The 18,072-nt window shown below is 58.5% G+C and carries 18 protein-coding genes; 4 read left to right on the top strand and 14 right to left on the bottom strand.

Annotated elements, in window-relative coordinates:
• The first annotated feature begins 9 nt into the window (after positions 1-9).
• Positions 10-1,974 (top strand): hypothetical protein, encoded by a 1,965-nt coding sequence (locus F1529_RS09345; RefSeq protein ID WP_155134063.1) that lies wholly within the window; start codon positions 10-12, stop codon positions 1,972-1,974.
• Here the strand turns inward: F1529_RS09345 and trmH are convergent.
• Complete coding sequence (trmH, locus tag F1529_RS09340; RefSeq protein WP_007150788.1) at positions 1,937-2,629, bottom strand: tRNA (guanosine(18)-2'-O)-methyltransferase TrmH; 693 nt, start codon at positions 2,627-2,629, stop codon at positions 1,937-1,939. The two genes, F1529_RS09345 and trmH, sit on opposite strands and share 38 nt — an antisense overlap.
• Positions 2,630-2,844: 215 nt before the next feature.
• Here trmH and F1529_RS09335 point away from each other — a divergent pair, with 215 nt between their 5' ends.
• Positions 2,845-4,053 (top strand): CaiB/BaiF CoA-transferase family protein, encoded by a 1,209-nt coding sequence (locus tag F1529_RS09335; protein WP_155134060.1) that lies wholly within the window; start codon positions 2,845-2,847, stop codon positions 4,051-4,053.
• Between the two features lie 608 nt (positions 4,054-4,661).
• Here F1529_RS09335 and F1529_RS09330 read toward each other — a convergent pair.
• Both F1529_RS09330 and F1529_RS09325 read right to left on the bottom strand, forming a co-directional pair.
• Positions 4,662-5,111 carry a group III truncated hemoglobin gene (locus F1529_RS09330; RefSeq protein WP_155134057.1) on the bottom strand — a complete coding sequence of 150 codons (450 nt, stop codon included), beginning with the start codon at positions 5,109-5,111 and terminating at the stop codon, positions 4,662-4,664.
• Positions 5,112-5,160: 49 nt separating this feature from the next.
• Entirely contained in the window at positions 5,161-5,478 is a 318-nt protein-coding gene (locus F1529_RS09325; protein ID WP_007150782.1) for a DUF962 domain-containing protein, read from the bottom strand.
• A gap of 279 nt (positions 5,479-5,757) precedes the next feature.
• On the opposite strand from F1529_RS09325, the gene F1529_RS09320 reads away from it, so the two are divergent.
• Positions 5,758-6,984 (top strand): EstA family serine hydrolase, encoded by a 1,227-nt coding sequence (locus tag F1529_RS09320; RefSeq protein ID WP_007149425.1) that lies wholly within the window; start codon positions 5,758-5,760, stop codon positions 6,982-6,984.
• A 313-nt stretch (positions 6,985-7,297) separates the two neighbouring features.
• Here F1529_RS09320 and F1529_RS09315 read toward each other — a convergent pair whose 3' ends face one another.
• The 7 genes from F1529_RS09315 to xerD form a co-directional block, all read right to left on the bottom strand.
• A complete protein-coding gene (locus tag F1529_RS09315) occupies positions 7,298-7,507 on the bottom strand; it encodes a DUF3565 domain-containing protein (RefSeq protein WP_155134054.1) in 210 nt (69 codons plus the stop codon).
• 106 nt (positions 7,508-7,613) lie between these two features.
• Entirely contained in the window at positions 7,614-9,182 is a 1,569-nt protein-coding gene (locus F1529_RS09310) for a BCCT family transporter (RefSeq protein WP_007148772.1), read from the bottom strand.
• 623 nt (positions 9,183-9,805) lie between these two features.
• Positions 9,806-10,888: a threonine synthase gene (thrC, locus tag F1529_RS09305; protein ID WP_007150588.1), complete on the bottom strand. Its 1,083-nt coding sequence runs from the start codon at positions 10,886-10,888 to the stop codon at positions 9,806-9,808.
• Between the two features lie 99 nt (positions 10,889-10,987).
• Positions 10,988-12,289, bottom strand: coding sequence for a homoserine dehydrogenase (locus F1529_RS09300; protein ID WP_370456993.1), 1,302 nt, complete (start codon positions 12,287-12,289; stop codon positions 10,988-10,990).
• A 43-nt stretch (positions 12,290-12,332) separates the two neighbouring features.
• Positions 12,333-13,523: an alanine transaminase gene (gene alaC, locus F1529_RS09295; RefSeq protein WP_370456992.1), complete on the bottom strand. Its 1,191-nt coding sequence runs from the start codon at positions 13,521-13,523 to the stop codon at positions 12,333-12,335.
• Positions 13,524-13,644: 121 nt separating this feature from the next.
• Entirely contained in the window at positions 13,645-14,388 is a 744-nt protein-coding gene (locus F1529_RS09290; protein WP_155134045.1) for a DsbC family protein, read from the bottom strand.
• A gap of 45 nt (positions 14,389-14,433) precedes the next feature.
• Positions 14,434-15,372, bottom strand: coding sequence for a site-specific tyrosine recombinase XerD (gene xerD, locus F1529_RS09285; protein ID WP_155134042.1), 939 nt, complete (start codon positions 15,370-15,372; stop codon positions 14,434-14,436).
• A 186-nt stretch (positions 15,373-15,558) separates the two neighbouring features.
• Between xerD and F1529_RS09280 the strand changes: the two genes are divergently transcribed.
• Positions 15,559-15,813 carry a GlsB/YeaQ/YmgE family stress response membrane protein gene (locus F1529_RS09280; RefSeq protein WP_007148494.1) on the top strand — a complete coding sequence of 85 codons (255 nt, stop codon included), beginning with the start codon at positions 15,559-15,561 and terminating at the stop codon, positions 15,811-15,813.
• A gap of 250 nt (positions 15,814-16,063) precedes the next feature.
• Here the strand turns inward: F1529_RS09280 and rplS are convergent, their stop codons facing one another.
• Genes rplS through rpsP form a run of 4 tightly spaced genes read right to left on the bottom strand, consistent with a single transcriptional unit; the run spans position 16,064 to position 18,064 of the window.
• The gene (gene rplS / locus F1529_RS09275) at positions 16,064-16,420 is read right to left on the bottom strand and encodes a 50S ribosomal protein L19 (protein ID WP_007150853.1); all 357 of its coding nucleotides are present in this window, start codon (positions 16,418-16,420) and stop codon (positions 16,064-16,066) included.
• A 10-nt stretch (positions 16,421-16,430) separates the two neighbouring features.
• Positions 16,431-17,228, bottom strand: a complete 798-nt coding sequence (trmD, locus tag F1529_RS09270; protein WP_155134039.1) for a tRNA (guanosine(37)-N1)-methyltransferase TrmD — start codon at positions 17,226-17,228, stop codon at positions 16,431-16,433.
• Complete coding sequence (gene rimM / locus F1529_RS09265; protein ID WP_039926972.1) at positions 17,229-17,816, bottom strand: ribosome maturation factor RimM; 588 nt, start codon at positions 17,814-17,816, stop codon at positions 17,229-17,231. It lies immediately after the preceding gene.
• Positions 17,816-18,064 carry a 30S ribosomal protein S16 gene (gene rpsP, locus F1529_RS09260; protein WP_007149040.1) on the bottom strand — a complete coding sequence of 83 codons (249 nt, stop codon included), beginning with the start codon at positions 18,062-18,064 and terminating at the stop codon, positions 17,816-17,818. The genes rimM and rpsP overlap by 1 nt, the downstream gene beginning before the upstream one ends.
• Positions 18,065-18,072: the final 8 nt, after the last annotated feature.

Below are 18,072 nucleotides of genomic sequence, written 5' to 3'. Positions count from 1 at the left end.
AATAACAAAATGACCGGCAGACAGGGATGGATTGGCGTTATCGCGCTACTGCTCAGTGTGACCAGCCCCCTCAAGGCAAGGGAAATCTGGACAGACGGCGTACCCGACGCCTATTTCAAACATTTCGTGGAGTTCTACAAGGCCGATCCCAGTGCCATGGGCCGCTGGGCCACCGGGTTGACTCGCATCTCCACCGAACAGCTGGATTACACCCTTAAAGCGCTGGATACCACCCAGTTCACCTACTTGTACCCCATGGAAATCAAGGGCTACGACCTGCCCCGCCACAACGGCATCCCTACCGAGGAACTGTCGTTAATGGCCGTGCGGGCCGGCAAGCTGATTCCGGTGCCCTACCAGATAGACGAGTTCGACAAGACCGGCCTGATCTGGATTGAGGGTGAAAACGACAGCAAGGCGGAAGGCGAGCCCGGCATTTTTGACGATTTCGATGAACTGGTTTTCATGTTCCGCGATGGCGGCTGGGACCGCTTCGATCCGGCGCAGCACACCCTGGCCGAAGGGCAGATGCTGGAAGAAATCCGTCTCGACTCGCCGCGTAACAAACCCCGCTATCTGTATCTGGTGCGCAATAACAGCGAACGTTCACGGGCGGATTATGTGGAGGTGAATCTGGACGAAGGCTGGATCCAGACCACCCTGATGCGCATGGAGTATGAGCCCAAGGATTTCACACAGATCCAGTCCATGGCACCGCGCCTGGGCCCCCACAAGGACGAAAATGTCTTTGATAATGTGTATGTGAATATCAGCACCGGCATCCTGAACCAGAACCTGCGCGTGGACCTGGATACCCGCAAGAACATCAAGGCCACGCCCCTGGCCGTGCGTGACGGCGCCGTGCGCGCCTCCATGCTGGTCAAGGCGCGGGTCTGGTATGCCTACCTGCCCACCTTTTTCAGCCAGAAATTCCAGGTGGATTTCTACGAACAGTCGGTGACCATTCCCTCCCGGTTCGCCATCGGCAGCATGAAGGTATTGAAGTTTTTCCTGATGTTCCTGCGTGAGCCGCGCATTCACTTTGCCATTGATTTCCAGAACCTGGATGGCGCCCGGCTGACCTTTGATTCCGTCTACGACGACAAACAATACGGGATCGTGGACGGTACCATGAGCGACTTTGAAACCCGCATGAATGCCACCCGCCTGCCTGGCGACTGGCTACACCTGGATTCCAATCAGGGCTGGGAAATGTTCTTCAGCAATCACATGCCGGTAGTGCCCAACGGCCTGTTCGATGCCTTCCTGGATGGCGTGACCATGAACATGTTCTACGAGGATGATGCCAACAGCACCACTAAGTACGAACACGATCCAGGCGCCACCCCACGGCTGGGTTTCCAGAGCGAAGGCATTCCCGATACGGTGATCGACCTGATGGGCGCGATCCCCAAGCTCGACTTCCAGAACATGGACAGCCTGGGCGAAGCCATTGTGGCCCTGGCGGCAGCCGAACAGGACGGCGCATTCGAGAAATACGATGAAGTGGTCAACAAGAAGCTGGCTGAGTTGAAAGCCGATGGTCGCATCGGCACCGTGGATGAGCTGGCCGATGCCTTTATTGCGGATCTGGACCGGATGAATTTCTCCGGCATTCCCCGAGACACCTTCAACCAAATCGTCCACCAGGCCATTGTCGACACCACCCCGGCGGTGGACCAGATTCATCACGGCCAGGTATTGGCCCGAATGATCACCCTGGCCAGCGATCAGGGTATCGATATCCGCCGCCTGCGCTATGCCACCATGGACAACACCCTGTGGTTCCCGGCCTGGGTAGGCGAAGGTGGGGCCAGCGACTTTCAGTGGCAGGTCAGCCACGCCCCGACAGCGACGCCGCTGGGGCCAGTTGCAGTGCCAGCCAGCAAGCCTGCGCATCCCCCCGAGGCGGCACCTGCAGCGGCCGCCCCCGCCGCTACGCCTCTGTCTGGGTCTTCTGCAACAGCGCCGTAAGCGCGGCGCTGTCTTTCACCTGCCCCTCTTCATCCAGCTCGGGATACGGCACCCCGTGGGCATCACACAAGCGGGCAATCCGGGCATAGCCCCACCGGAAAAGCAGCTCGTGGTAGCGATCAGCCGCCACCCGCGGCTGATCATAAAACCCTTTCGCCCGGCGCTGCTCACAGGCTTCGGAAAGAATAATTGCCGCCGCCACACTCACATTGAATGATTCCACCATGCCCATCATGGGAATGGTCACATTCTGATCCACCACGCTGGCCACCTCGTCGCTGACGCCGAATTTTTCGGTCCCCAACAACAGCGCCGTTGGCCGGGTGTAATCCACCTCCCGGTAGGGAATTGCATCATCGGACAAATGCGCCGCCAGCACCTGCACGCCCTGGCCCTGCAATTCACGGATCACGTCGGTGCTTTCATCACGCTTGTGTACCTGTACCCAACGCTGTGATCCCATGGCCGTGCCGGCGGCCATACGCGCCCGGTTTTTGGGTAACACTGCATGCACATCGAGAATCCCCACCGCGTCGCAGGTACGCACAATGGCAGCAATATTATGGGGTTTGTGTACGCCATCCATGATCACAGTCAGGTCAGGCTGGCGGCGGTCCAGGGTCTCGCAAATGCGGCGGTAACGTTCCGGGGTCATGGCTTTTCCTCGTAGCAGGCCGCGGATTGTATAGGGCGCAGCCCGGATGGCAAAACTTCAGCCCCTCGCTCTGTACCGGCGGCTGCCACTGTTGTCCCCATGACTGTTACGCCAGACTGACGCCAAACGACCGGGCGCGGGCACTTTGGACACTGCCACTCCCCTGCCCAATCCGCTAGGCTTGTGGGCCTGAAAAAACACTCTCTGGAGGCTCCATGACTCAACCCTCATCACGCCGCCTGCCCCTGGACGGGGTACGCGTTATCGAACTGGGACAGCTACTCGCCGGGCCTTTTACCGGCACCCTGCTGGCCTACTTCGGCGCCGATGTGGTGAAAGTGGAACCCCCCGGTGGCGACCCGATTCGCGGTTGGCGCAAACTGGATGAGGACGGCACCTCGTTCTGGTGGCGCAGCCTGGGACGCAACAAGAAGTCGGTCACCCTGGATCTGAAAACCGACCAGGGCAAGGCGCTGGCTCGCAGGTTGATGGTGGGTGCCGATGTGGTCATCGAGAACTTCCGCCCGGGCACCATGGAAACCTGGGGACTGGGCCCGGACAGCTTTGCCACTGACAACCCGGGGCTGATTTATACCCGCATTTCCGGCTACGGCCAGACCGGCCCCTACGCCAGCAAACCCGGCTACGCCTCGGTGTGCGAAGGCATTGGCGGCCTGCGCTACGTGAACGGCTTTCCCGGCGAGCGCCCGGTGCGCCCCAACCTCTCATTGGGCGACACCATTGCCGGACTGCACGCAGCGCTGGGCATTTTGCTCGCACTGTTCGAGCGACAAAACAGCCAGCAAGGCCAGGTTGTCGATGTGGCCTTGTACGAGTCCGTGTTCAATCTTCTCGAGGGAGTCATACCGGAATTCGACGGGGCCGGAGTCATTCGTGAACCCGCCGGCTCCACCGTCACCGGCATTGTGCCCACCAATACCTACCGCTGCGCCGATCGCAAGTTCGTGGTGATCGGCGGCAATGGCGATTCCATTTTCAAACGCTTGATGACCGCCGCCGGCCGCCCCGATATGGCCGAGGATTCCGCCATGGCTAACAACGCCGGTCGCGTGGAGCACGAAGAGGCTATCGACGCCGCGCTGGACAGCTGGTGCCGCAGCCTGCCCAGCGATGAAATCCTGGCCATTCTCGAAGAAGCCCGAGTGCCATCCGGCCCCATCTATTCCGTAGCCGACATGATGCAGGACCCACACTTCCAGGCCCGCGGCCTGTTCCAGCAGGTGGAAATCAACGGCAAACCGCTCAAGGTCCCTGCCATTACGCCACGGCTGGCCGACACCCCCGGCGAAACCCGCTGGCCCGGTGGCGAGGTGGGCAGCCATAACCACGCCGTGCTCCGTGATGAGCTGGGATTGAGTGACGCAGAATTTGCAGACCTGCAGGCACAGGGCATTATTGGCTAACGCCCACGGCATTATTGACGGCGACATAGCCACAGCGTTAAAAATAAAAAACGTCATCGAAAGCAGGACATCACCATGACCCAGATTCTCTGGATTGGCGTGTGCGTTGTTGCGGTGGGCTTGCCAGGGCCTGTTAACACTACCGAGATGACACCTGTTGAGCCCCAAAAGCCGTCAATCTAGGCATGAGGAGTGATGTTTGGTGGCTCCAAATGAGTGACGAATAACAACGAGTGACGGCTTTTGGGGCTCAACCCAAAGGGCTGGTCCCTTTTTCCGCCCAGCAGCGCCATCCGTTGTTTATGTAGAATGACTACACGGCACACCGGCTGACACCACTGGACGAAAAAATGCATCCAGCAGGCGTTATCTCGGTAGTGTTAACAGGCCCTAGCCTCCGGCCTGTATTTTCATCTCCGGCGCCAGGCTCTCGGTTCCGACCCCATCCTGATCGGGAGTTGCTACCTCAGCGGCGCCGGCCTGTTGGCCGGCAACATCGTGCTGCCGCTGTTCTAATCCGCTTGCTGGCGCCCGGCACCGAATGCCTGATGAGAAAGGCCAAAAGCCTGGAATCGGCTCATCACCCCATTCCGCGGTGAGCCCACTTTTCAGCCCTCTCCAGAGCCATGGCCCCGTCGGGCACTGAGCTGCATATACAGATTATGCATGACACGCTGGGCGATCAGCCGAGCGCGGTCGGTCATCGGCCCGGCAAAGCGCCCCTCCAGATTCGCCATAAAATGGCCCAGCCACCGCTCGTGATGCTCCCCGGTAAGCGGCTCGCGATCATCCAGTGCCCGGTGTTTTGCCATCATATGGCGCTGATAGTCCTGCTCACCCAACAACATTTTGTACCAATATTGGCAGATGGTGGGCAGGTGCTGTTGCAGATCAATCCCCGCCACCTCCAGAAACACCGGCGCCATGACCGGATCCTTCAGCAAGCGCTGATAAAACCCGTGCACCATGGCGTCAATATTTTCCCGGCAATCCAGGTCAGGCAGGTCACTATCCTTGGCGAGCGATTCACCCGGCCGAAAAATCCCAACCGCGGTCATTACTCCCTCCGCGTGTCAGCGTGAAGCGTGGTGCGTGATGCGTCTCCTGCTACCACTCAATCCGCCCGATGAGGATATCCTTGAACATGACAAAGTCACCGGCGAGGCTATACCAAGGGTGCTTGAAGGTAGCTGGGCGGTTTTTTTCAAAAACATAGTGTCCCACCCAGGCGAAGCCATAGCCCACCACCGGTAACAGCAACAGCCCCCACAGGTTGCCGGTCATGAACACACCGGCCAGCACGCCAAACAGGCCCAGGGTGCCGAAGAAGTGCAGCCGGCGACAGGTGGGGTTGCCATGCTCCTGGAGGTAATAGGGATAAAACTCCGCGAAGCTCTGAAAGTCAGATTGCTTGATGGTCTCCATGGGACCTCCTGTTAAATGCTCTTGTTCTCAGTATTAAGCTTGCCACAGCGCTCAGCCCCATTCTTGTAACCAGCGGCTGACGGGTAAACATTCCGTTCCAGTGTAACGCAATGGCAGGGTTTCAACGGGTCAATTTATTGTGATTTGACGCCAATCGGATGGCACAGCCAGCCATTGCAGTCCCCCCTTGATCATGGACAATGGCGTACTTTCACAATAAATATAGTGTCGACCTTTATACTCGGCGCCCTGCACTCCCCATTTTTTTGCGAGACTTTTATGGCCCTTCGCCCGCGTGTACGCCGCCTGATCAGCAAGCATGGCAACCCCATTCCCCGCAGCCTCGACGGGCTGATTCAGCACGGTGATGAAGCGCCACTGGACAAGACCGGCATGGGCTCCGAACAGGTTGAGTCTATCTGGCGAGCCACACGCAAGCTCTATCGCAGCGGCATGAGCCCGGCGATCAGCCTCTGCCTGCGCCGCCACGGCGAGATCATGCTAAACCGCAGCATCGGCTATGCCGACCCGACCACCCAGCGCATCATGACACCGGATACCCCCGTATGCCTGTTCTCTGCTTCCAAAGTGGTCAGCGCCATGCTGGTACATCATCTGGTGGAACAGGGTCAACTTGATCTGGACGACCCCGTGACCCGCTACCTGCCCGCTTACGGGCAGAACGGCAAGGGCCGTACCACGCTGCGCCACCTGCTTACCCATCAGGCCGGAATTCCCCGCCCGCAGGAACCGGTGGAAGCCGACATTCTCTATCGGCCCCAGGAGATTATCGACATCCTCTGCGCCGCCAAGCCCAGCGGATTCAATACCCAAGCCTACCACGCGATAACCGCCGGTTTCATTCTTGGCGCCGTGGTGGAAGCCGTAACCGGAGAATCGCTGAACGCCACCCTCGACCGGGTCATTCGCCAGCCCATGGGAATGAAGTATTTCACCTTCGGGAACACCGGCGCCGAACGGGCCGTCGATGTATCCACCGGGCTCCCCCTGAAACTGGTGGACCTGTTCCTCAGCTACGCGGTGGGCGGCAGTATCGATGAAGTCGTGGAAGTGACCAACGACGACCGTTTCCAGGAAGCCACCGTACCGGCAGGCAACCTGTATGCCACCGCAGAAGAAGCCAGCCGCTTTTTCCAGATGCTGCTGAACGGCGGCCGCTATGGCGACCAGCAGATTTTCCAGCCAGACACCGTGGCTCGCGCCCTGGAGCCAGCCTACCATCGCCCCCGCTTCGACCGGACGCTGATGCTGCCACTGAACTTCTCCAACGGCTTTATGCTCGGCAACCGGGGCATGGGCATGTTCGGCCCCGGCGCCCCAAAATCCTTCGGGCATTTGGGCTTTATCAGCATTTACTGCTGGGCGGATCCGCAACGGGCGTTAAGCGGCGCCCTGCTGACCACGGGCAAAGGCGTGATTGGCCCGCACCTGCCGGCCCTGTTTGGCTTGCAGCACACCATCAACCGGCATACCAAGTTACGCTGAACGCCTGACGCCTGACGATCGCGAGCCTGCACGAGGGGAACAGACAGTTTCGAACTACGAGTTTCGAAAGGCAAAACCAGCCGCCTAATTCATGGGGTAGGGTTTTGATCTTCGAAACTCGTTACTCGCAACTCGCTTCTGCTATTTCGCTGTCGCTCGGATCACTTGCAGCCAAGCTCCTACAGCGGCTTCGCCCCCCGCGTTTGCGCAAGGGATCTCCGCCTAAAGCATCGCGGTGGAACCACCGCTCCTAGAGGGCGTACCGGCTTTCACGGGTTTTACGTGTTGCGTGAAGCGTGGTGCGTGCAGCGGCTCATTCCGGCACCGGCATGCCCCGCTGACACTGGGTGCAGGTCACCACCATATCCAGATGCTGCCGGCGGCCCTCCTCGCTCACCGCCCAGGGGCGGTTAATAAAGGGCGGCTGGTGACGAACGTGCTGGCGGTGGCCGCAGGACAGTAACATGACCCAATCCCCCACCTCGTCCTGTTCAAACCCGTTGACCGTTACCTGAAAAGACATGCGTGCCTCCTCTGTCAGTCTTCCCGTCATGCGCTCGGCATTCGCATATGACACCCAAAAAAAATGCCCGCATCAGCGGGCATTTTTAGGGATCAACAGAACGGGATCAAGCCAGTTTAAGACGCTTGCGTTCCGCCGACAGGGCAATAAACAGGCTGACGCACATCAACAACAACACGATGGTGAACGGCAACCCGGTTGTGACAGCCCCTGATTGCAGAGCCTTCAGGGCTTCCTTGCCACCGCCATACAGCAGTACACCCGCAATCAGGCCTTCCATAACGGCCCAGAAAATGCGCTGAGGCACCGGTGCATCCACCTTGCCACCCGCCGTAATGGAGTCGATCACCAGAGAGCCGGAGTCCGACGAGGTCACGAAGAAAATCAGGACCAGTGCAATCGCCATAAAGGAAATGATGCCGGTCCACGGCAGATGCGCCAGCATCTGGAACATGGCCAGCGATGCATCACTCACCCCGTTGGCCAGTTCACCCACGCCGTTGATGGATTGCTCCAGCCCTGTGCCACCAAAGGTGCTCATCCAGATAATGGTAATCACCGTGGGCACCAACAACACCGCCACAATGAACTCACGCACGGTACGTCCCTTGGAAATGCGGGCAATGAACATCCCCACAAACGGTGACCAGGAAATCCACCAGGCCCAATAGAACACGGTCCAGCCATGCATCCACTCACTGTCTTCACGGCCAAACCAGGTACTCAGCGGAATGATATTACTGATGTAATCCACCGCAGTGGTGCCAAAGCCGGTGATGATCAGCATGGTAGGCCCGGCAACAATCACGAAAAGCAGTAAAAAGACAGCCAGGCTCATATTGATGTTACTGAGCAGCTTCACGCCGCCATCCAGACCGCGCACCACCGAAAGCACCGCGACAGCAGTAACACCGACAATAATACCGACCTGAACATTGATCGCATTGGGCGTATCAAACAGGAAATGCAGGCCACCGGCAGCTTGCTGAGCACCCAGACCCAGCGACGTCGCCAGACCGAAAATGGTGGCCAGCACCGCCAGGATATCGATGATATGGCCCGGCCAGCCCCAGCACCGTTCACCCAGTAGCGGGTAGAACGCAGAGCGGATCGTCAGGGGCATGCCCTTGTTATAAGTGAAGAAGGCCAACGACAACGCCACTACGGCGTAAATCGCCCAGGGGTGCAGCCCCCAGTGATACATGGTCGCCCCCATGGCCGTATGCCGCGCCGCTTCCGACCCGGCTTCCACCGCCAGCGGCGTGCCGTACCACTGGCCATTCAGGTAGGCCACCGGCTCCGCCACACTCCAGAACATGAGACCAATCCCCATGCCCGCCGCAAACAACATGGCGAACCAGGAAAGCGTGGAAAATTCCGGTTTGGCACTCTGCCCACCCAGGCGGATTTTACCCAGCGGCAGCACCGCCAGCAGCAGGCAGAACAATACAAAGAAATTGCCACTGACCATGAACAGCCAGTCGAAATGCTCAATCGCCCAGCCCTTGGAGCCATTCAGCAAGGCGTTGGCCTGTTCCGGGAAGATCAGCGTGCCAATCACAAAAGTAAGAATCAGTACAGCACTGATAAAGAAGACAGGATTGTGCATGTCCATTCCCATGACCTGCACATTGTCCTGGCCGACGTCATAGTCGGTCTCGTAATCAATTTTCATTTAAGCTCCGTATTCCGTCTTGCTTCGAGGGGCAGATTATCTGCCTTTCAGCCAGTCGGTCCGGACGATGCGAGGAGACCGGGTTGGGCTCCTCTATAGCTTCACAGCCAGACATCACCTGAACGCGAAGCGACCCTTCTGGTCGCAGCCTTGATCAGATCGTCAACAATACAAATACGCTGCAATCCCTTGGACAAGGGAGCCATACGGGGCCCCGGTAACGTTTGGCGTCGCCAATAACGATGCTTTCATCAGTCTCTCCCTTCTTTGTCGTCTTTAAACAGACTAAATAGTGGTCGACCAATGTCAAATACCTCTCTGTGGCTATGCACCAGCACGCACAAAGTTCGGATCAGCAGAGAGCAAGACATCAGTCAGGGGTTGGCCGGGAAGAATCCAGCCAGGGCATGGGCGCAGTCAGCCCAGAGAGGAGGTGTTACACGTAGGTGGTTTCAGTAATCTCGACACCGGGTCGTCGTTCCTTTCGCCACAAAAGAGCGCGCATGGTAGCACATCGTGACGATGCCTGCCTTTTCCCCGCGTATCCCTGCAGGCACCAGCGGCAGAGATAACCATAAAAAAACGGAGCCGAAGGCTCCGTTTTTTTATTACGCCTGAAGCGATCAGGACATGTTGGACAGGATCGCGCCTTTCACCGCATCCAGATCCGCATCGATGGTGACCATGCGGCTGTCCTGGCACTGGGCAATGGCGGTATCCGGGTCTTTCAGGCCGTTACCCGTCAAGGTGCAGACGATGGTAGAGCCTTCCGGAATCTTGCCGGCCTTGATGTCGCGCATGGCGCCACCGATGGAGGCCGCAGAGGCGGGCTCACAGAAGATCCCTTCTTTCTCGGCCAACAATTTCTGTGCTGTCAGGATTTCGTGATCGCTAAGCTCGTCGAACCAGCCTTTGGATTCTTCCTGCAGTTTCCAGGCCTTGTCCCAGGACTGCGGGTTGCCGATACGAATGGCCGTTGCCACGGTTTCCGGATCGCTCACTCGCTCGCCACGCATGAACGGCGCGGCACCTTCGGCCTGGTAACCCACCATTTTCGGGGCGGCATTGACGATGCCAGACTTGTGGTATTCGCTGTAACCCATCCAGTGCGCGGTGATATTACCGGCATTGCCCACCGGCAGGCAGTGGTAATCCGGGGCGCGGCCCAGCTCTTCGACGATTTCGAAAGCGGCGGATTTCTGCCCCTGCAGACGGTACGGGTTAACCGAGTTCACGATGGTCACCGGCGCCTTCTCGGCCACCTGTTTCACCAGTTCCATGCCCTGGTCGAAATTACCACGGATCTGCATGATCACCGCACCGTACATCATTGCCTGGGCCAGCTTGCCCATGGCAATTTTGCCTTCCGGAATCAGTACAAAAGCGGTAATCCCGGCACGGGCGGCATAGGCAGCAGCGGCCGCAGACGTGTTGCCGGTGGAGGCACAGATGATGGCATTGCTGCCTTCTTCCACGGCCTTGGTCACCGCCATGGTCATGCCCCGGTCCTTGAAGGAACCGGTGGGATTAAGGCCTTCGTATTTGACGTAGATATCCACGTCCTTGCCCAGCAGCTTGGGGATATTCTTCAAGCGAATCAGCGGGGTATTCCCCTCGCCCAGGCTGATGATCGGCGTGTCATCATTCACCGGCAGGTGGTCACGGTAACGGTTGATCAGGCCGGTGTAACGGTCACGAAAAGGCATGGTTTTGGTCTCTCTTCATTAGCTTACACGCAACACGCTAACACGCATCACGGTTTTGGCGTGCAGGCGTGCTGCGTGCAGCCTGCAAGCGTTATTTATTTAGGCATCAAGCGTCTCTACCCTGATACGCATTATATCGCTATTCACGGCTTCAAGGGCACCGATCTTGGCGAGCGCGGCGCTCATGTCCCCTTCGCGCACCACGTGGGTCATCATCACGATGGGCACCAAGCCCTGGTCCACTTCACGCTGTACCAGTGCATCAATGCTGACATTGTTATCACTGAGGATGCGAGTCACGTCGGCCAGCACGCCGGTCTTGTCCTGCACGTGCAGGCGCAGGTAGAAGCTGCAGGACACGTCATCGATGGTCAGAATCGGCTCATCGGACATCTGGTCGGTGTGGAAGCCCAGATACGGTACACGCTCGTCGTGGTCCACGGTCAGTGCGCGGCCCAGTTCAATGATGTCAGCCACGACAGCGGAAGCCGTCGGCTCGGCACCAGCGCCGGCGCCGTAGAACAGGGTCGGCCCCACCGCATCGCCATCGATCATGATGGCGTTCATCACGCCATTCACGGCAGACAGCATGGTTTCCTTGGGAATCAGGGTCGGGTGCACACGCAGCTCGATGCCGTTACCGGTGTCCTTGGCAATCCCCAGGTGTTTGATGCGGTAACCGAAATGCGCGGCGCTGGCCACGTCTTCGGTGGTAATCCGGCTGATCCCCTCGGTGTAGACCTTGGAAAACTGCAGCGGAATACCGAACGCAATGGAGGCCAGAATGGTCAGCTTGTGGGCTGCATCAATACCTTCTACGTCGAAGGTGGGGTCCGCTTCCGCGTAACCCAGCGCTTGCGCTTCTGCCAACACGTCATCAAAGGCCCGGCCACCCTCTTCCATTTCGGTGAGGATGAAGTTGCCGGTGCCATTGATAATGCCCGCCAGCCAGTTCACATGGTTCGCGGCCAGGCCTTCACCCAGTGATTTGAGGATCGGGATCCCGCCGGCCACAGAGGCTTCGAACGCCACGTCCACGCCATTATCCTGGGCCGCCTGGAAGATTTCGTTGCCGTGCTCGGCGATCAGCGCCTTGTTGGCGGTGACCACGTGCTTGCCGTTCTTGATAGCGGTAAGTACCAACTCACGTGCAGTATCAATGCCGCCAATGAGCTCTACCAGAATGTCGATATCCGGGTCTGTCGCCACCGCAAAAATATCGCGGGAAAGACGAATATCACTGGTATCACAGGCCGCATTGTCGCGGCGGGCACCGATATGGGTAATTTCAATCGGACACCCCACGCGGCGGGCAATATCCCGCGCGTTACGCTTCAGTACATTCACGGTGCCTGAACCCACCGTGCCCAGACCAGCAATACCCACCTTCACCGACTTCACGTCATTTCCTCTCTTTATGCAGGGGCGCACAAGGCGCAGCCTGTTAGCCCAGCAGCCCATCCTGACGGAACATCTTCTTGATGCCGCGCATGGCCTGCCGGGTACGTTGTTCGTTCTCGATCAGCGCAAAACGCACATGATCGTCACCATAGTCGCCAAAACCAATGCCCGGCGACACTGCTACACCCGCTTCGGTGAGCAGCTTCTTGGAAAACTCCAGCGAGCCCATGGCCCGATAGGCTTCGGGGATTTCAGCCCAGACAAACATGGTGGCACGGGGTTTTTCCACCGGCCAGCCAATGTCGCCCAGCCCTTCCACCAGCACATCCCGGCGCTGGCGATACATCTCGCAGATCTCGGCAACGCAACTCTGGTCCCCTTCCAGCGCGGCAATGGCCGCCACCTGAATCGGGGTAAAGGTGCCGTAATCCATGTATGACTTGATGCGTGCCAAGGCGTGGATCAGCTCTTTATTGCCGCAGCAGAAGCCCACCCGCCACCCGGGCATGTTGTAGCTCTTGGACAGGGAAAAGAACTCCACCGCCACATCCTTGGCGCCTTCCACCTGCAGAATGGAGGGGGCCTTGTAGCCATCGAACACGATGTCCGCGTAGGCGATATCGTGCACCACCCAGATCTGGTGCTCACGGGCAATGGCCACCACTTTCTCGAAGAAATCCAGCTCCACACACTGGGCCGTGGGATTGCCGGGGAAATTCAGCACCAGCATTTTCGGCTTGGGCCAGGATTCCTTGATCGCCCGTTCCAGCTCCACAAAGAAATCCACCCCTTTCACCATGGGTACGTGGCGAATATCCGCATTGGAAATCACGAACCCATAGGGGTGAATCGGGTAGCTGGGGTTCGGCACCAGCACGGTGTCCCCGGGGCCCATGGTCGCCAGTGCCAGATGCGCCAGGCCTTCCTTGGAACCAATGGTGACAATGGCCTCGGATTCCGGATCCAGCTCCACGTCATAACGGCGCTGGTACCAGTCCGTCATGGCCTTGCGCAAGCGAGGGATCCCCCGGGACTGTGAATAACGGTGGGTATCGCCCCGCTGAGCGGTTTCTGTCAGCTTATCGACAATATGTTTTGGCGTGGGCTGATCCGGATTGCCCATGCTGAAATCGATAATATCCTCACCCCGCGCTCGCGCTGCCGCCTTCATCTCTCCAACAATGTTGAAGACATAGGGCGGCAAACGACGGATTCGCTGGAAATCGGTTTCCACGACAGCACCTTGGGTAGGAGTAAAAGAAGGCCGACACATTAACGGCGCAACCCCGCGTCGTCAATGTGCCGGCACCGTGTTTACGGCAGCAAAGCACCGTAATACGGGGGATACAGGCGAATCAGTCCAGCCGCTTGAGCATATCTTCAGGGGTCAAATAGCCACCCAGCTGCCTGCCTTCGGTGGTGTAGATCGCCGGTGTACCGCGAACCCCGAATGTCAGGCCCAGCTCATATTGCTCATCAACCGGCTTGGCACACTCGCCCAGCTCTGCATTGTTGATCTTGTCATTGAGTTTGGCATCCGACAGCGCCTGCTGGCGGTCTTGCGCACACCAGATATGACGCATGGAAGCCGCTGCCTTGGTGGTCGGGCCACCGCGGGGGAAGGCCAGGTAGTGGACCGTCACGCCGGACGCCATGTATTCGTCGATATGACGATGCAGCTTGCGGCAATACCCGCAGGTAATGTCGGTGAACACGTACACTTCCACTTTCTCGTCTTCAGCAGCGTAAGTGATCATGTCGTCCTTGTTCAGCGTCTTGATACCTTCAGCGCGAACCTTTTCCAGGCGCTGCTCCGCCGGGTTGACCACCTCTCCGTCTTTCAGCTCAAGCAACTTGCCGATCATGATAAAACGGCCGTCTTCGCTCATGTAAACGGTTTCACTCCCGTTTACTTCCAGCGCCAGCATGCCCGCCATGGGCGCAGCACGCACATCACTGACTTCAACAGCAGGAAAGGCTTTCTCGAAAGCCGCTTTCGCCTGTTCACCATCGATCTCGGCGTTACCCTTGGCGCTTTCAGAACTGGCGCCACATGCGGTCATCAGCCCCAACAATACAAACAGCAAAACCTTTTTCATTGTGTCGTTACTCCTTCTCTTACCTGTGAGAACCCGCCAGCTGGCTCAGGTTCCCGATCGGGGGTGATGTTTCTGGTAGACGTCTTGTAACCGCTGTTGTGCCACATGGGTGTAGATCTGGGTCGTCGACAGATCCGAGTGCCCCAGCAGCAGCTGTACCACCCGCAAATCCGCGCCGTGATTCAACAGGTGCGTGGCAAATGCATGCCGCAGTGTATGGGGAGAGAGCTTTTTTTGCACCCCCGCGACCACTGCCAACTGCTTGATTCGATGCCAGAATGTCTGCCGTGTCATACAGGTGCCACGGCGGCTGGGAAAGAGCAGCTCCTGATTGCCACCCTGCTGATCCGCGGCCAGCAATTGGGGGCGCCCCTCCTGCGCATAGCGGCCCAGCCAGTGCAGCGCCTCTTCCCCCAGCGGCACCAGTCGCTCCTTGTCGCCTTTGCCGATCACCCGGATCAGCCCCTGGCGCGGATTGATCTGGCTCTGGGTCAATGTCACCAGTTCAGTCACCCGCAGGCCCGTGGCATAAAGCACCTCCAGCATGGCACGGTCACGCAGGCCCAGCGGCGTGGACAGGTCCGGCGCCGCCAGCAGGGCTTCCACATCCGCTTCGCTCAGGGTCTTTGGCAACGGCCTGCCCAGCTTGGGTCGCTCGATCAGCAGTGCCGGATCCTCCGCAATGCGGCCTTCCCGCTTGAGCCAGCGGTAAAAGCTTTTCACCGCCGACAGCTGCCGGGCAACGGAGCGTGCACTAAGGCCTTGCTGGTGGCGGGCGGCAAGGAACTCCAGTAATTGATACCGTTCGCAGGCCAGCAAAGTCGCCTGTTGATGCTGCAACCAGACAGCGAGCTGGCTAATGTCCCGGCGATAATTGGACAGGCTGTGCTCACTCAGGCCTTTCTCCAGCCACTGCTGGTCCAGCCAGCTATCAATCAGCCGACCATGCGCATCCGTTGGTTGCCCGTCCGTTTCCGTTCCCATTACGTCATGAAGCCTTATTCAAAGAGAAAAAACAATGAGTTACCCAGCATCAGCGCCTTTCCGCCCCTGCCGCTCTTTTACCAAATATTACGCATAGCGCCGACGTCATTAACGACAAACACCGCGATTTAGGGCAACAATGGAGACCAGCAAAATTTCAAGAAATCGTCACCAAGGAGAGGAATCGTGGGAATTTTATCCTGGATTGTATTCGGCCTGATCGCCGGCATCATCGCTAAATGGATTATGCCGGGGAAGGACCCGGGCGGCTTTATTGTTACTACTCTGATCGGTATCGCTGGTGCCGTGGTCGGCGGCTGGCTGGGCTCTATTACCGGCCTGGGCGGTTCCGTCAGCGGTTTCAGCCTGGGCAGCTTCATCACCGCCATCGTCGGCGCGCTGGTGCTGCTGGCCCTGTACCGGATGGTGAAGAAAGGCTAGAAGCCTGATGCCAATGATGGAACCGTAGGGCGGAAATACCCTGTCGGAGATGGGCTCACGCCCATTTCCGACCTACGACGCAGCGGGAGACGTCTTGCGTGAGGCAGCCGCAAAGCGACCAACAAAAAAGCCGCTTCCCGAAAGGAAGCGGCTTTTTTGTTGGAGCAATCTACCGGGCCAGAGGTTGATTTCGCATGCCCTACAGCAAAGGCTAAACCAACATTCGCTCGCGGTAGAAGGAATCCGCAATCTACCGGATTTTTTCTTTGATCCGTGCGGACTTACCAGAGCGATCACGCAGATAGTAAAGCTTGGCGCGGCTCACATCACCACGACGGTTCACCTGGATGGAATCGATCAGCGGGCTATGCAGCTGGAATACACGCTCAACGCCCACACCGTGAGAGATTTTGCGCACGGTAAATGCAGAGTTCAGGCCACGGTTACGACGAGCGATAACCACACCCTGGAACGCCTGCAGACGCTCACGGGTACCTTCCTTTACTTTCACTTGCACGGTAACAGTGTCACCGGCGCCGAATTCCGGTACTTCGGTTTTCAGCTGGGCATTTTCGATGCCCTGGATAATAAGGTTCTTGCCACTCATGGCAGTGCTCCTAATCAGAGTTTTTTGCTGTATGCGACGACTGCTCGGCGATGTATTCGTCCAGCAGTTGTTGCTCTTCGTTGCTCAAGCCCCGCGCCCGGCGGGCCTCCAGCAGGTCCGGACGCTGTTGCCAGGTCCGTCCCAACGCCTGCTTAAGGCGCCAGCGGCGAATCAGCTCGTGATTGCCACTGAGCAGTACCGGTGGCACTGCCTGCTCGCCATACACCTCCGGGCGGGTGTAATGCGGGCAATCGAGCAGGTTTTCGAAGTCACCCGAAAAAGAGTCCTGCTCGGCGGAATCCTTGTGACCCAGCACTCCGGGAATCAATCGGCTGACCGCATCGATCAGCACCAGCGCCGGCAGTTCGCCGCCGCTTAGCACGTAGTCGCCGATGGATATCTGCTCATCCACCTCAGCATCAAGCAACCGCTCGTCTACGCCCTCGTAACGCCCCGCCAACAAGATCAGGCCGGGCTGCTCCGCCAACGCCGCGGCCTTGGCCTGGGTCAGCGGCTGCCCTTGCGGGGACAGATAAACCACTTTCGCTGCCGGGTTGGCAGTGCGTGCAGCCTGCAGGGCTTTCGCCAAGGGCTCCACTTTCATCACCATGCCGGGGCCGCCACCAAAAGGGCGATCGTCCACGGTGCGGTGGCGGTCTTCAGTGAAATCCCGAGGATTCACCGTTTCCACCTGCAGCTGGCCGTTTTCCACGGCCCGCCGGGTCACGCCGAAGTCAGTAATCGCCTGCGCCATCTCCGGAAACAGTGTTACCAGAGTGACGGCAAACGGAGGCTTCGTCGCCATCATTTAAAAGTCCGGGTCCCAATCCACTGTCATCTGCCCTTCTGCAAGGCTGATGGCAGTAATCACGTCATCCGGTAGCCAGGGAATCAGCCGTTCACGCCGATCCAAGCTATTGCTGTCACCGCGAACCACGACAACGTCGTTGGCACCGGTTTCCAGCATTCGCGTCACCTTGCCCAGGTCCATGCCATTCACATGTTTTACCCGCAGGCCAATCAGGTCACGCCAGTAGTACTCGCCTTGCCCGGATTGTGGCAGCAAATCAGCGGGTACGCCGATCTCCTGCCCCACCAGGGCCGCTGCCGCTTCCCGGTCGGTAATCCCTTCCAGTTGCGCAATCAGGCCTTTCCCCTGAGGGCGGAATCCGGTCACTTTCACCGGTTTCCACTCTCCACCTGAAGGCTGACCACTTGAATGCGGGCCACCCTGTTTCAGGTGCCAGGGCTGGTACTGCTGGAGGTTGTCCATCGGATCGGTATGGGAATACACCTTTACCCATCCTTTGACGCCGTGCACCCCGAGGATGCGGCCGACGACCTCCAGCCTGGAGGACGCGCCCTCTTCAGAAGAGGATTGTCCTCGCTCTGCCATCAGGCTGCCTTACGGGCCTGCTTGGCGAGGGTCTTAACACGGTCAGACAGCTGTGCACCCTTGGCAACCCAGGCATCCAGGCTTTCCAGGTTCAGCTTGAGAGGGATTTCACCGCCACGGGCGATGGGGTTGTAGAAACCCAGTTGCTCAATGAAACGACCATCACGTGAGTAACGGCTATCAGCAACAACGATGCTATAGAACGGACGCTTCTTGGAACCGCCACGAGCGAGACGAATAACTACCATGGTTTACG

Origin of the sequence: Alcanivorax sp. VBW004 (assembly GCF_009718865.1) — a bacterium.
Classification (GTDB): domain Bacteria; phylum Pseudomonadota; class Gammaproteobacteria; order Pseudomonadales; family Alcanivoracaceae; genus Alcanivorax.
Note: the sequence above shows the minus strand (reverse complement) of the source record. Positions and strands in the feature narration are given on the sequence as shown.

Bases quoted from the DNA above. Each gene is read 5' to 3' on its own strand.
- F1529_RS09345 (WP_155134063.1), top strand. From the start codon at position 10: ATGACCGGCAGACAGGGATGGATTGGCGTTATCGCGCTACTGCTCAGT.
- trmH (WP_007150788.1), bottom strand. From the start codon at position 2,629: ATGACCCCGGAACGTTACCGCCGCATTTGCGAGACCCTGGACCGCCGC.
- F1529_RS09335 (WP_155134060.1), top strand. From the start codon at position 2,845: ATGACTCAACCCTCATCACGCCGCCTGCCCCTGGACGGGGTACGCGTT.
- F1529_RS09330 (WP_155134057.1), bottom strand. From the start codon at position 5,111: ATGACCGCGGTTGGGATTTTTCGGCCGGGTGAATCGCTCGCCAAGGAT.
- F1529_RS09325 (WP_007150782.1), bottom strand. From the start codon at position 5,478: ATGGAGACCATCAAGCAATCTGACTTTCAGAGCTTCGCGGAGTTTTAT.
- F1529_RS09320 (WP_007149425.1), top strand. From the start codon at position 5,758: ATGGCCCTTCGCCCGCGTGTACGCCGCCTGATCAGCAAGCATGGCAAC.
- F1529_RS09315 (WP_155134054.1), bottom strand. From the start codon at position 7,507: ATGTCTTTTCAGGTAACGGTCAACGGGTTTGAACAGGACGAGGTGGGG.
- F1529_RS09310 (WP_007148772.1), bottom strand. From the start codon at position 9,182: ATGAAAATTGATTACGAGACCGACTATGACGTCGGCCAGGACAATGTG.
- thrC (WP_007150588.1), bottom strand. From the start codon at position 10,888: ATGCCTTTTCGTGACCGTTACACCGGCCTGATCAACCGTTACCGTGAC.
- F1529_RS09290 (WP_155134045.1), bottom strand. From the start codon at position 14,388: ATGAAAAAGGTTTTGCTGTTTGTATTGTTGGGGCTGATGACCGCATGT.
- xerD (WP_155134042.1), bottom strand. From the start codon at position 15,372: ATGGGAACGGAAACGGACGGGCAACCAACGGATGCGCATGGTCGGCTG.
- rplS (WP_007150853.1), bottom strand. From the start codon at position 16,420: ATGAGTGGCAAGAACCTTATTATCCAGGGCATCGAAAATGCCCAGCTG.
- trmD (WP_155134039.1), bottom strand. From the start codon at position 17,228: ATGATGGCGACGAAGCCTCCGTTTGCCGTCACTCTGGTAACACTGTTT.
- rimM (WP_039926972.1), bottom strand. From the start codon at position 17,816: ATGGCAGAGCGAGGACAATCCTCTTCTGAAGAGGGCGCGTCCTCCAGG.
- rpsP (WP_007149040.1), bottom strand. From the start codon at position 18,064: ATGGTAGTTATTCGTCTCGCTCGTGGCGGTTCCAAGAAGCGTCCGTTC.